General features: G+C 71.2%; 15 protein-coding genes. All 15 read left to right on the forward strand.

The window, feature by feature from the left end; genetic code table 11:
* Positions 1-103: 103 nt before the first annotated feature.
* The 15 genes from ffh (at position 104) to ACQPZ4_RS07575 (ending at position 12,624) form a co-directional block, all read left to right on the forward strand.
* Positions 104-1,642, forward strand: a complete 1,539-nt coding sequence (gene ffh / locus ACQPZ4_RS07505; protein ID WP_433057405.1) for a signal recognition particle protein — start codon at positions 104-106, stop codon at positions 1,640-1,642.
* Positions 1,626-2,729, forward strand: a complete 1,104-nt coding sequence (locus ACQPZ4_RS07510) for an amidohydrolase family protein (RefSeq protein ID WP_433057406.1) — start codon at positions 1,626-1,628, stop codon at positions 2,727-2,729. The genes ffh and ACQPZ4_RS07510 overlap by 17 nt, the downstream gene beginning before the upstream one ends.
* 554 nt (positions 2,730-3,283) lie before the next feature.
* Entirely contained in the window at positions 3,284-3,934 is a 651-nt protein-coding gene (locus ACQPZ4_RS07515) for a DUF402 domain-containing protein (RefSeq protein WP_433057407.1), read from the forward strand.
* A 337-nt stretch (positions 3,935-4,271) separates the two neighbouring features.
* Complete coding sequence (locus ACQPZ4_RS07520) at positions 4,272-4,922, forward strand: DUF402 domain-containing protein (protein WP_433066348.1); 651 nt, start codon at positions 4,272-4,274, stop codon at positions 4,920-4,922.
* A gap of 603 nt (positions 4,923-5,525) precedes the next feature.
* Positions 5,526-6,011: a 30S ribosomal protein S16 gene (gene rpsP, locus ACQPZ4_RS07525; RefSeq protein WP_433057408.1), complete on the forward strand. Its 486-nt coding sequence runs from the start codon at positions 5,526-5,528 to the stop codon at positions 6,009-6,011.
* The gene (locus ACQPZ4_RS07530; RefSeq protein WP_033357826.1) at positions 5,986-6,243 is read left to right on the forward strand and encodes an RNA-binding protein; all 258 of its coding nucleotides are present in this window, start codon (positions 5,986-5,988) and stop codon (positions 6,241-6,243) included. Before rpsP ends, ACQPZ4_RS07530 begins: the two co-directional genes overlap by 26 nt.
* A gap of 6 nt (positions 6,244-6,249) precedes the next feature.
* Complete coding sequence (gene rimM / locus ACQPZ4_RS07535; RefSeq protein ID WP_433066350.1) at positions 6,250-6,798, forward strand: ribosome maturation factor RimM; 549 nt, start codon at positions 6,250-6,252, stop codon at positions 6,796-6,798.
* Positions 6,795-7,511, forward strand: a complete 717-nt coding sequence (gene trmD / locus ACQPZ4_RS07540) for a tRNA (guanosine(37)-N1)-methyltransferase TrmD (RefSeq protein WP_433057409.1) — start codon at positions 6,795-6,797, stop codon at positions 7,509-7,511. The genes rimM and trmD overlap by 4 nt, the downstream gene beginning before the upstream one ends.
* A gap of 130 nt (positions 7,512-7,641) precedes the next feature.
* Entirely contained in the window at positions 7,642-8,001 is a 360-nt protein-coding gene (gene rplS, locus ACQPZ4_RS07545; protein WP_350621052.1) for a 50S ribosomal protein L19, read from the forward strand.
* Positions 8,002-8,773: 772 nt separating this feature from the next.
* Complete coding sequence (lepB, locus tag ACQPZ4_RS07550) at positions 8,774-9,685, forward strand: signal peptidase I (RefSeq protein ID WP_433066353.1); 912 nt, start codon at positions 8,774-8,776, stop codon at positions 9,683-9,685.
* Between the two features lie 21 nt (positions 9,686-9,706).
* Complete coding sequence (lepB, locus tag ACQPZ4_RS07555) at positions 9,707-10,348, forward strand: signal peptidase I (protein WP_433057410.1); 642 nt, start codon at positions 9,707-9,709, stop codon at positions 10,346-10,348.
* A gap of 21 nt (positions 10,349-10,369) precedes the next feature.
* Complete coding sequence (locus ACQPZ4_RS07560; protein WP_433057411.1) at positions 10,370-10,831, forward strand: NUDIX hydrolase; 462 nt, start codon at positions 10,370-10,372, stop codon at positions 10,829-10,831.
* Complete coding sequence (locus ACQPZ4_RS07565) at positions 10,831-11,577, forward strand: ribonuclease HII (protein WP_433057412.1); 747 nt, start codon at positions 10,831-10,833, stop codon at positions 11,575-11,577. The genes ACQPZ4_RS07560 and ACQPZ4_RS07565 overlap by 1 nt, the downstream gene beginning before the upstream one ends.
* Positions 11,574-11,894: a DUF2469 domain-containing protein gene (locus ACQPZ4_RS07570; protein ID WP_033357832.1), complete on the forward strand. Its 321-nt coding sequence runs from the start codon at positions 11,574-11,576 to the stop codon at positions 11,892-11,894. Before ACQPZ4_RS07565 ends, ACQPZ4_RS07570 begins: the two co-directional genes overlap by 4 nt.
* A 154-nt stretch (positions 11,895-12,048) precedes the next feature.
* Positions 12,049-12,624 (forward strand): M23 family metallopeptidase, encoded by a 576-nt coding sequence (locus ACQPZ4_RS07575; RefSeq protein WP_433057413.1) that lies wholly within the window; start codon positions 12,049-12,051, stop codon positions 12,622-12,624.
* Positions 12,625-12,638: the final 14 nt, after the last annotated feature.

Consider the following 12,638-nt stretch of genomic DNA (forward strand, 5'->3'; position numbering starts at 1 on the left):
GCTGGGTCGGTGACCGCGCGGACGCGGCGACGCCGCAGGCCGCGACGCACTGTTCGCGGTCGCGTACCCTTCAAGGGACTCCTACACCGAGGACGGATTCGTCGTGTTTGACACCCTGAGTGACCGGCTTTCCGGCATCTTCTCGAAGCTGCGGAGCAAGGGACGGCTGACCGACGCCGACGTCGACGCGACCGCGCGCGAGATCCGCCTGGCCCTGCTCGAGGCCGATGTCGCCCTGCCCGTGGTCAAGGCCTTCATCGCCCGGCTCAAGGAGCGGGCGCGCGGCTCCGAGGTGTCGCAGGCACTCAACCCGGCCCAGCAGGTCATCAAGATCGTCCACGAGGAGCTCGTGGCGACGCTCGGTGGCGAGGCGCGCCGCCTGCAGTTCGCCAAGAACCCGCCGACCGTGATCATGCTCGCCGGCCTGCAGGGTTCCGGTAAGACCACCCTCGCCGGCAAGCTCGCCCGCTGGCTCAAGGGCCAGGGCCACCAGCCGCTGCTCGTCGCGGCCGACCTCCAGCGGCCCAACGCCGTCAACCAGCTGCAGGTGCTGGGCGGCCGCGCGGGCGTCGAGGTCTACGCGCCCGAGCCCGGCAACGGCGTCGGCAACCCCGTCCAGGTCGCCCGCGAGTCGATCGAGCACGCCAAGCGCCAGATGCGCGACATCGTCATCGTCGACACCGCCGGCCGCCTCGGTATCGACACCGAGATGATGCAGCAGGCCGCCGACATCCGCGACGCGGTCGACCCCGACGAGGTCCTGTTCGTCATCGACGCCATGGTCGGCCAGGACGCGGTCACCACCGCCGAGGCCTTCCGCGACGGCGTCGGCATCAGCGGCGTCGTGCTCTCCAAGCTCGACGGCGACGCGCGCGGTGGCGCCGCGCTGTCCGTACGCCACGTCACCGGCCAGCCGATCATGTTCGCCTCCACCGGTGAGAAGCTCGAGGACTTCGACGTCTTCCACCCCGACCGGATGGCCTCGCGCATCCTCGGCATGGGCGACGTGCTCACCCTCATCGAGCAGGCCGAGCAGGCCTTCGCCGATGACGAGAAGGAGCGGATGGCCGCCAAGCTCATGGGCGGCCAGGAGTTCACCCTCGAGGACTTCCTGGAGCAGCTGCAGGCCGTGCGCCGGATGGGCCCCATCGCCAACGTGCTCGCCATGATGCCGGGCATGAACCAGATGAAGGACCAGCTCGCCGAGATCGACGACAAGCACTTCGACCGGGTCACCGCGATCATCCGCTCGATGACCCCGAAGGAGCGCTCCAACCCGAAGATCCTCAACGCCTCCCGCCGTGTGCGCATCGCCAACGGCTCGGGCGTCTCGGTCACCGACGTCAACCAGCTGCTCACCCGCTTCGCCGACGCGCAGAAGATGATGAAGCAGATGGGCGGCATGATGGGCCTGCCCGGCGGCCGCCGCAAGGCGACCAAGTCGCCGAAGAACAAGCGCAAGGGCACCAAGAGCGGCAACTCCGGCGGCATGCGCCAGCCGCGCCTCGGTGGCGGCATGCCGCAGCTCCCGCCGGGCTTCGACCCGGCCGCCATGGACCCGAACGCGGCCGGCATGCCCCCGGGCTTCCGCCTCCCGAAGATCGACTTCTCGAAGCTGCAGAAGCGTGACAAGGACAGCTGAGCCGCCGGTACCGCTGCACGTCCGGGGCACGATCCTGCCCTCCGGTGAGCGGCGCGACCTCTGGCTGGTCGGCGACCGGGTGACATTCTCACCGGTCGCCGGGGCGATGACGGTCGCCGACGAGGGCTTCGTCCTCCCGGGCCTCGTCGACGCCCACTGCCACCTCGGCATCCAGCCCGGCGGCCGCCCCTCTGCCGGCGTCGACCAGGCGCGGTCGCTCGCCGTGGTGGACCGCGACGCCGGCGTCCTCGCGATCCGCGACGCCGGGTCGCCCATCCCGTACGCGTCGCTCGACGACGACCCCGACGTGCCCCGCCTGGTGCGCGCGGGCCGCCATGTGGCGCCGCCGAAGCGGTACCTGCGCGACATCGGCGTGGAGGTCGGCGAGGCGGACCTGGCCGGCGAGATCACCCGCCAGGCCGGCCTCGGCAGCGGCTGGGTCAAGCTCGTCGGCGACTGGATCGACCGCGGCGTCGGCGACCTCGCCCCCGCGTGGGACGTGACCGCGATGGCCGGCGCGATCGAGGCCGCCCACGCCGCCGGCGCGCGGGTGGCGGTCCACACCTTCGCCGAGGAGTCCGTCGCCGCCCTGGTCCGCGCGGGCGTCGACTCCGTCGAGCACGGCACCGGCCTCAACGAGTCCGACATCGACGAAATGGCCCGCCGCGGCACCGCCCTGGTTCCCACAATGATCAATATCGCGACGTTCGGCGGGATCGCGGCGCAGGCGGAGGAGAAGTTCCCGGCGTACGCCCGGCACATGCTCGCTCTGCGCGACCGCTTCCCGTCCCTCGTGCGCGCCGCCCACGAGGCCGGCGTCCCGATCTACGTGGGCAGCGACGCGGGCGGCGGCATCGACCACGGCCTGGCCGCCGAGGAGATGCTGCTGCTGCACCGCGAGGCGGGCCTGCCGGCGGAGGCGGTCCTGCACGCGGGCTCCTGGGGCGCGCGGGAGTGGCTGGGCTTCCCGGGCCTGGTCGAGGGCGGCCTGGCCGACCTCGTCGTGTACGGCGAAGACCCCCGCTCCGACCTCACCACCCTGCTCCGCCCCCGCCGCATCGTCCTGCGCGGCCGCGTCGTGCGCTGAGGTCCCCCGGTGCCCGCTCGCCTCGCGGCAAACCGTGGTGCGCTGATCCTGCTCCCGCCGCGTCGTTCGCTCCGCGTGGTGCGCTGGCGTCCCGTTGCGGCCGCGTCGCATCACACGGCGCCGCCGATGTTCCGCTCGATGGTCCGCCCGGGCCTACGTCGTCTCGCGCGGTCGCGTGGTGCGCTGGTGTCCTGATGCGGCCGCGTCGCATCACACAGCGCCGCCAATGCTGACGTTCCGCTCGATGGTCCGCCCGGCCAACGTCGTCTCGCGCGGTCGCGTAATGCGCGGACGTTCGGCCCCGGCTCGATCGTCTCGCGCGGTCGGACGGAGCCGTGCGTTACGCCACGGCCGACGTCGTCACGCGCGGTCGGGCAGTGCCTGGTGTCTCGCCCGGCCCTCGGCCGTCTCGCGCGGTCGCGCGAGGCGGTGCTGATTCGCCCCGGCGGTGAACCGCGCGCGGCGGTGGGCCGGGTGTGAATGAGGGCACACGGTCGGCTGGCACGCGGCTGTCGGGGCCGGGCGCGGGAGCGCCGGGCCGATACAATCGGCGGGTGCCGTTGCGTCCCGGAAGACCGGTCCTGCACCGGCACTTCACCCATGACACGCTGGTCTGGGCCCCGTTGACGCGCGTGGTCTCCGACGACGAGCAGGGCACCCGCCTCTGGCTCGCGACCGGCAGCCCCGTGATCCGCCAGGTCAGCGACGACGGTCAGGGCCCGCGCGGCATGCCGTTCGCAAAGTGGATCGAGCAGCCGAAGAAGGTCATCCACGACGTGTACCGCGGGCCGAACACGCTGAAGTTCCATCCGCGCGGGGCCGCCTACTCCGTCTGGTGGCTGTTCGACCCCGAGGGCCACTTCCGCGCGTGGTACGTCAACCTCGAAGAGTCGGGGATCACCTGGGACGACGGCGACGTCGCCGGGATCGACCTGACCGACCAGGACCTCGACATGTGGGTCTGGCCCGACCGGCGCTGGGGCTGGAAGGACGAGGACGAGCTCGAGGAGCGCCTGGCCTACCCGGACGCGTACTGGGTGAGCGACCCCGACGCCGTCTGGGCCCAGGGCCGCGCGGTCGTACCGGCGATCGAGGCAGGCGCGTGGCCGTTCGACGGCACGTGGACCGACTTCCGTCCGCCGGCCGAGTGGACCATCCCGGAGCCCGTGACCGAGGGCTGGGACCGGCCCCGGCAGCGTTCGTGAACGGCAAACCCGCCGGCCGCGCGGTAACGCACGCGATCGACCCCGCAGGCCGCGCGGTAACGCACGCGATCGACCCCGCCGGCCGCGCGGTAGCGCACGCGATCGACCCCGCCGGCCGCGCCGTAGCGCCCTCGGGCGGGCGAGTGATCGGCGACGGGTTGAGCCCGGCCACGGCGGAGCGCGCGGTCGGCAACGCCGCGGGCCGTGCGCAAACGTTCTCGGCGGCCCGGGCGATCGGCAATGCGGCCGGACGCGCGGGAGCGGGTGAGAGCCGTGCCGATCGAGGGCGGCGGCCAGTCAGAGCAGCGGACATCGACCAAGGGAGCGCGGGTTGAGCATCGTCTTCACGCCCGGTCAGGTGATCATGCATCGGAACACGCGGCGCGGGCGGATCGGGTGGGTGCGGCCCGCGCGGGTCGTGTCCGACGACGAGCGTGGGCTCCTGCTGTGGATCGCGCGGCACACGCCCGTCGTCAACGAGGTGTCCGGGGACGGGCGCGGGATGCGCACGATGCCGTTCGCCGAGTTCGTCACGCTGGGAACCTCGCTCAAGCACGGGACGTGGGACGGGCCCGGGGTGCTGAAGCTGCACCGGCCCGGCGACCCCGCGCACTCGGTGTGGTGGTTCCGCAACGCCGCCGACGAGTTCACCGGCTGGTACGTCAACCTGGAGCGCCCGGCGATCCGCTGGAGCGACCCGGGCGGCGCGTCCGGGGTCGACGTGACCGACGAGGACCTCGACATCATCGTCGCGCCCGACCGCAGCTGGCAGTGGAAGGACGAGGAGGAGTTCGCCGAGCGGCTCGCCATCCCGGAGCACTACTGGGTGGACGACGAGGTGGCCGTGCGCGAGGAGGGCCTGCGCGTCGCCAAGGAGATCGAGGCCGGCGCGTTCCCGTTCGACGGCACCTGGACGGACTTCGTGCCGCCGCCCGAGTGGGAGGTGCCCGACCTCGCCCCCGGGTGGGACCGCCCCGCGCTTCGCTGAGACCACGGCAGACGCGTCCGCGCGCTGAGGTCGACGGCAGACGCGTCCGCGCGCTGAGGCCCACGGCTGACGCGTCCGTGCGTGGAGACCCACGGCAGACGCTCCCGCGCGCGGAGACCTAAGGCCGACACGTCCGCACGCTGCGGCCGACGGCAGACGCGTCCGCGCCCTGAGGCCCACGCCAGACGCGTCCGCGCGTGGAGGCCCACGCCAGACGCGTCCGCGCGCGGAGACGTACGGCCGACACGTCCGCGCCCTGAGGCCGACGGCAGACGCGCCTGCGGCGATGAGGCCCACGCCAGACGCGCCCGCGCGCGGGGGACTTCGGCGGTGCGGGTGAGGTGTGGGGTGACTGCACTGGAGGTACCGGCGAAATCGGCTGAAAAGGGAGAACCTTCCGCTTTCCCGGGGGACGATGGCAGGTGCGGCGGGGTCGTTTTTGCGCACGGTAGCGGGTCTGGCACAATGGTCTGCTGGTATCCGGTGTGCGTCCGAGCCCTCTAACCCGGCGTAGCGCCAGTCCAACAGAGCAGCCGACGGCACCATCCCCACGGTGTCCGGGCGGTCGCTCGGCTTCCAACAGATCCAGGAGCGAGCAACCAAGTGGCCGTCAAGATCCGGCTCCTGCGGATGGGCAAGATCCGCAACCCGCAGTACCGCATCGTCATTGCCGACTCGCGCACCAAGCGCGATGGTCGGGCGATCGAGTTCGTCGGGCTGTACCACCCGAAGGAGGAGCCCTCGCGCATCGAGGTCAACTCCGAGCGTGTCCAGCACTGGCTCTCCGTCGGCGCGCAGCCGAGCGAGGCCGTGCAGGCCATCCTGTCCAAGACCGGCGACTGGCAGAAGTTCAAGGGCCTGCCCGCGCCGGCCGAGCCGCTGAAGGTGCGCGCCGCGGCACCTGACCGCAAGGCCGCCTACGAGGCGGAGGCCCAGGCCGCCGCCGGCCTGGCCGACGCGCCGAAGGCCAAGAAGGCCGCCGAACCGAAGAAGAAGGCCGAGGCGGAGGCTCCGGCGAAGGCCGAGGCCGAGGCTCCGGCCGCGCAGGCGGAGGAGCAGTCCGGTGCCGGCGCCGGCGCGGAGGCCTGACGTGCTGCGCCCCGCGCTCGAGCACCTGGTCAAGGGCATCGTCGACAACCCTGACGATGTCCGCGTGCGGATGGTCGACTCCCGTCGCGGTCAGCGGCTGGAGGTCCGGGTCAACCCGGAGGACCTCGGCACCGTGATCGGGCGTGGCGGCCGGACGGCCAAGGCGCTGCGGCAGGTCATCACGTCGATCGGCGGTCGCGGCGTGCGCGTCGAGATCGTCGACGCGTACTGACGCATGCTGCTCGTCGTCGGTCAGATCATCCGCGCGCACGGCGTCCGGGGCGAGGTCGTCGTGGACGTGCGCACGGATGCGCCGGCTGAGCGTTTCGCCGTCGGGTCGGTCCTGGAGACCGACTCGACGGCGGTGCGGCATCTGCAGTCCGTGCCCGCGGGCGCGTGGAAGCCGCCGCCGACCCTCACCATCGAGTCGCTCCGCCCGCATCAGGGCCGCCTCCTGATGGTTTTCGAGGGCCTCTACGACCGCAACCTCGCCGAGGACATGCGCGGCGTCCTGCTGTGCGTGGACAGCGCCGCGATCCCGGCCAGCGACGACCCGGACGAGTTCAACGACCACGAGCTCATCGGGCTCGACGTCGTGGACGCCGCGGGGGAGAAGGTCGGGGAGCTGCAGCGCATCGATCACGCGCCCGCGCACGACCTGCTCGTCGTGCGGCTCGCCGACGGGCGCACCGGTCTCGTGCCGTTCGTGCGTGAGATCGTCCCCGAGGTCGACGTGCCCGGGCGGCGCATCGTGATCACCCCGCCGGAAGGCCTGTTCGACCTATGAGGGTCGACGTCGTCACGATCTTTCCGGAGTACCTCGCGCCGCTCGACCTGTCGCTGATCGGCAAGGCGCGCGCGAACGGGACGCTGCGGCTCGCGGTACACGATCTGCGGCAGTGGACCCATGACGTGCACCGGACGGTGGACGACTCGCCGTACGGCGGCGGCCCGGGCATGGTGATGCGGCCCGAGCCGTGGGGGCAGGCCCTCGACGCCCTCGCCGGCCCCGAGACGCACCTGATCGTGCCGAGCCCGGCCGGTGATCCGTTCACCCAGGCGACCGCGCGCGCCCTCGCGGAGGACGAGCACCTGCTGTTCGCGTGCGGGCGGTACGAGGGCATCGATCAGCGCGTCTTCGATCACGCCGCCGCGCGGATGCGGGTGAGCGAGGTCTCGCTCGGCGACTATGTGCTTTTCGGGGGCGAGGTCGCGGTCCTGGTCGTGCTCGAGGCGATCACCCGGCTGCTCCCGGGCGTGCTGGGCAACGCCGACTCGCTGCTGGACGAGTCCCACGCCGACGGGGTGCTCGAGGCCCCGATGTACACCAAGCCGCCGAGCTGGCGCGGCCTGGACGTACCCGAGATCCTGCGCTCCGGCGATCACGGCCGCATCGCGCGGTGGCGCCGCGAGCAGGCCCTGCAGCGCACCGCCGAGCGCCGCCCGGACCTCATCGCCGCCCTCGAACGGCGCACCGCCGAACGCGATCAAGGAGCCTGATTTCAGGTTCGGCGCGTCTATGTGGCAAAGTAGTGAGGTTGCCGCGGCCAGCCGTGCCCGGCGGCCATGATCACAAACCCTCGCGCGCCGCGGAGATCGGGCGTGCCTTGAGTGACGAGGAACAGCCGCGATGAACACGCTGGACGCGCTGGACGCACAGTCGCAGCGGACCGATATCCCGAGCTTCCGCGCCGGCGACACCGTCAAGGTGCACGCCCGGGTTGTCGAGGGCAACCGGTCCCGGGTCCAGGTCTTCCAGGGCGTCGTGATCCGTCGCCAGGGCGCGGGCCTGCGGGAGACCTTCTCCGTCCGGAAGGTGAGCTTCGGCGTCGGCGTCGAGCGCACCTACCCGGTCAACAGCCCGGCCGTCGACCGGATCGAGGTCGTGACGCGCGGTGACGTGCGCCGCGCCAAGCTGTACTACCTGCGCGACCTGCGGGGCAAGAAGGCCAAGATCAAGGAGAAGCGCGAGACCAAGGTCAGCAGCTGACCGTGCGTTTCGCCGGATCGTCGAGGGGGAGGGGCGCGTTGCGCACCCTCCCTGCGTCGTGTCCGGGATCGGGTCTTTCGGTCATCTGGAGCCGGTCTCCCCAAAGTGGTCTTGTGCATCTAGGCTGACGCCGATGGCAAGTGACCCCTACGGCCGCGATGGTTACGACGATCGCGCCGACGACCAACACCCGCGCGATCCCCGCCTGGACCAGGGGGACGGACGGCGCGGCCAGCAGCAACCCTTCGGCGGTGTCAGCTACCCGGGCCATGACTACTGGGCCACGACGGGGCGACCGGACGCCGAAGGGGCGCAGCGTGCCTACGACGGCGGCTGGTCCCGCGACGACGACCGCGATGCCCAGGGGCGCAACGAGGCCCCGCCAGGCCGCGACGTGGTGCCCGGCCGTCGGGAGGTGGCCCGCCGCGACCCCGCGCCGGGCCAGGGTGGCTATCAGCGCGACGACGACTGGACGTCGGGCGGCCGGGGCGACTGGGGACGCGAGCCCGAGCGCGGCTGGAGCCGCGGCGACGAGCGCGAGGACTGGAACCGCGGGCGCGGCTACGACGACGACCCGTACGGCTCCCGGCGCGGCCAGTGGGGCCGCGACGAGCCGCCGATGGTGCGCGACCGCGGGTTCGAGCGCGAACGCGAGCAGGAGCGGGAGCGCGGCAGCGGCTACGAGGACCTCGGCTACGACGACCCGCGGGACCGGCGCGACCGGGAGCGCGGGGACCGGTACGAACGCAGCTATGACCGCGGTGAGCGCTCGATCGGCTCGGGTTCGGGATCGCGCCGCGGTGGCGCCTACGACGAGGACGACTCGGTGTCGACGTGGCGCAGCAAGGTCCGCCGCAAGCGCAAGAACATGCCGCTGTGGCAGGAGCTGCCGCTGCTGCTGATCGTCGCGTTCTGCCTGGCCGTGCTCATCCGCACGTTCCTGGTGCAGGCGTTCTTCATCCCCTCGGGGTCGATGGAGAACACCCTGCTGGTCGGCGACCGGGTGCTGGTCAACAAGGTGCTGTACGACGTGCGGGAGCCCGAGCGCGGCGAGGTCGTCGTGTTCACCGGCCCGGACACGTGGGCGCCGGAGAATCAGGTCGACAAGGACGCCGGCTTCTTCGCCGAGCTCGGCCGCACCGTCGGCGACCTCGTCGGGTTCTCCCAACCGGGTGAAAAAGACTTCATCAAACGGGTGATCGGGCTGCCCGGCGACAAGGTCGCGTGCTGCGACGTCGACGGGCGTGTCACGGTCAACGGCTATCCGCTCGACGAGTCCTCGTACCTCTACGACAACTCGCCGCTGGACGCCGCCCCGAACCCGAAGCAGTGCACTGCGCGGCGGTTCGGCCCGATCCAGGTCCAGGCCGGCCAGATGTTCGTGATGGGCGACCATCGCGGCGTCTCTCAGGATTCGCGCTGCCAGGGCCAGGTGCCCATCGACAACGTGATCGGCCGCGCGTTCGTGATCCTGTGGCCCAGCGACCGCTGGGGCTGGCTACCGGTGCCCGATACGTTCAAGAACGTACCGAAACCACAGGCTTTGCCCCCGCTCGGTCCGCACGTCACGCGTGCGCCGAACGCACCGTTGGTCCCGGATATGGTACTTGTGCCGATCGCTGTCACGTTCTCGCTTTCGACCCGTTCGGCGCGTCAAGAACGGTTGAGGCGTCGCGATAGTTGACGAACACGTACCCTTCAGGGCGTGATTGACGAGCAGACCAAAAAGTCCAGTAGCTTCTGGCGCGAACTGCCGGTGTTGCTGGGCGTGGCGATCATCGTCGCCGTCGTCGTACGCGCCTTCGTCCTGCAGACGTTCTTCATCCCGTCGGAGTCGATGGAGAACACGCTGCTCATCAAGGACCGTGTGCTCGTCAACAAGCTGGTGTACGACTTCCGCTCCCCGCACCGCGGCGAGGTCATCGTCTTCACCGCTCCCGACTCGTGGCGCAACGACCCGTCCGAGGAGGACTTCATCAAGCGGGTCATCGCCGTCGGCGGCGACCACATCGTGTGCTGTGACGACAAGCAGCGCATCACGGTCAACGGCACGCCGCTGGACGAGACCTACATCTACGCCAACGCCGACGGGCTGCAGGACCTGCCGAGCGAGGAGCAGTTCGACGTCACGGTGCCCAAGGGCCGCCTGTGGGTCATGGGGGACCACCGTTCGCGGTCGGGCGACTCGCGGTACAACTTCATTCGCACGAAGGACCCGAATCAGGCGACCATCAACGAGGACGACGTGATCGGCCGCGCGTTCGTGGTCTTCTGGCCCTTCAACCGCGCCAAGTGGCTCAGCGTCCCGGACACCTTCGACAAGGTGCCGGATCCGACGTCGAAGTGATTGCGTCGTAGTCTCGTCGGTATGACGGAGGCTGCGGCAGACATCGACCGCCGGGCGGCGCGGGTACTGCTGCTCGACCCGTCCGGCCGCGTCCTGCTGCTGCGCGGATGCGACCCGGCCCGGCCCGAGCACCGCTACTGGTTCACGGTCGGCGGCGGCCTCGAACCGGGCGAGTCGCTCATCGACGCGGCCGTACGCGAGGTCTACGAGGAGACCGGGCTGCGCATCACGCGGGCCGACCTGGTCGGACCGGTCCGCACGGATCAGGTCCAATTCCCGTTCGATGGCCGCTGGTACTCCCAGGAGCAGTCGTTCTTCGTCGTGCGCTCGGATGCGTTCACGGCCGACCTGTCCCACCTCGACGACTACGAGATCACCAGCGTGGACGCCACGCGCTGGTGGTCGGCCGAGGAACTGGACGCGACGCCGGATCGCTTCTACCCGGCCGATCTCGCGCTGCTCGTGCGGGAGGTGGCGGCCTGATGCTCGCGCCTCCGCGCACCGTCGTGCACCGCGCCGCGGGCCTGTGGGCCCTCGAGCGGGCCCTGCAGCGCCGCGGGTTCAACCGGGTCGCCGGCGCCGACGAGGCGGGCCGTGGGGCCTGTGCGGGGCCGCTCGTGGTGGCCGCCGTCATCCTGCCTCAGGGCCGCCGCGGCGAGATCGACGAACTCAACGACTCCAAGCTGCTGACCGCGGCCGCGCGGGAGCGCATCTACGAACAGGTGGTGCGGCGCGCGGAAGCGTGGACCGCGGTCGTCATCCCGCCGGGTGACATCGACCGCCGCGGCCTGCACGTGTGCAACCTCGCCGGCATGCGGCGCGCCCTCGCGGGACTCTCGGTGCGGCCGGAATACGCGCTCACGGACGGCTTCAAGGTCGACGGCCTGGGCATTCCCGGCCTGGCCGTCTGGAAGGGCGACCAGGTCGCGGCGTGCGTCGCGGCCGCGAGCGTCGTGGCGAAGGTCACGCGGGACCGCATCATGGAACAACTGCACGAGTCGTACCCGCAGTACGGCTTCGACGAGCACAAAGGTTATGTGACTCCGGACCACGGCGCGGCCCTCACCGCCCACGGCCCGTGCCCCGAGCACCGTTTCTCCTACGCGAACGTCGCGGCGGTGGGGCGGCCGGGCGCACGGCGCGGTAACGTCGGCGTGGCGCCCGGCGAGGCCGCACGGGTTCCGGCGCAAGTGGGCGACAATGTGGCTATGGAAGGCGGACCGCGATGAGCGCCGAAGATCTCGAGAAGTACGAAACCGAGATGGAGCTCCAGCTCTACCGGGAGTACCGCGACATCGTCCGCCAGTTCTCCTACGTGGTGGAGACCGAGCGCCGGTTCTACCTGGCCAACCAGGTCGACCTGCACGTGCGCAACTCCGACGGCGAGGTCTACTTCGAGGTCGAGATGCACGACGCCTGGGTGTGGGACATGTACCGGCCGGCCCGGTTCGTGAAGAACGTCCGGGTCATGACGTTCAAGGACGTCAACGTCGAGGAGCTCGAGAAGCCGGACATCTCGCTGCCCGACAACGGCTTCGGCGGCTGATCCTTTCCGCTCGGCACATTTCGCCGACCAGTTCGACGCATCGTGACCCCGGCCTGTCACTCCGTGTGCGGGCCGGGGTTCTTTTGTACCGCTTTGCCGGTTATCGCCGATCATGGGTTGCCCCAAGCCGGCGGCTTCGGCCAATCTCGCCGCCATGTTCAAGACACTGGCCCGAGTCGGCCTTCTCGTCCTTGCCGCCACCGCCATCGCCGCCGCCTCCTCGGTCATCGCGGCCGCCTCGGCGGCCTTCTCCGCCCCGGCGCCGTCCGCCGGTTTTGAGGCCCCTCAGGACCCCGCTGAGGCCCCGCCGGTCCCCGGTCAGTTCGAAGCCCCGCTGGACGGTCCGGTGACGGTCACACGGGGTTTCGAGCCGCCGTCGGACCGCTATGCCGCCGGCCACCGCGGGGTGGATCTGGCGGGGGTTCCCGGGCAGATCGTGCGCAGCGCCGGTGAGGGCACCGTCGTCTTCGCCGGCATGGTGGGCGGGCGGCCGGTGGTCAGCGTCGAACATCCGGGCGGGGTGCGGACGACCTATGAACCGGTCGCCTGGACGGTGGTGCGCGGGCAGGCGGTCTCGCCGGGGACGCCCCTCGGCACCCTGAGACCCGGGCATCCGGGCTGTCCGGTGGCGGCTTGCCTGCATTGGGGGCTGAGAACCGACGACAAGGTGTACCTGGATCCGCTGTCACTGCTGCGCCGGACTCGGGTGCGGCTGCTCGCGATGGCCTGATCGCCTGCGCCGCG

The sequence above is a fragment of the Dactylosporangium sp. CS-033363 genome, from assembly GCF_050942475.1.
Classification (GTDB): Bacteria; Actinomycetota; Actinomycetes; order Mycobacteriales; family Micromonosporaceae; genus Dactylosporangium.

Coding starts and splice junctions, on each gene's coding strand:
- trmD (WP_433057409.1), top strand. CDS start 6,795: ATGAGGGTCGACGTCGTCACGATCTTTCCGGAGTACCTCGCGCCGCTC.
- rplS (WP_350621052.1), top strand. CDS start 7,642: ATGAACACGCTGGACGCGCTGGACGCACAGTCGCAGCGGACCGATATC.
- ACQPZ4_RS07560 (WP_433057411.1), top strand. CDS start 10,370: ATGACGGAGGCTGCGGCAGACATCGACCGCCGGGCGGCGCGGGTACTG.
- ACQPZ4_RS07565 (WP_433057412.1), top strand. CDS start 10,831: ATGCTCGCGCCTCCGCGCACCGTCGTGCACCGCGCCGCGGGCCTGTGG.
- ACQPZ4_RS07570 (WP_033357832.1), top strand. CDS start 11,574: ATGAGCGCCGAAGATCTCGAGAAGTACGAAACCGAGATGGAGCTCCAG.
- ACQPZ4_RS07575 (WP_433057413.1), top strand. CDS start 12,049: ATGTTCAAGACACTGGCCCGAGTCGGCCTTCTCGTCCTTGCCGCCACC.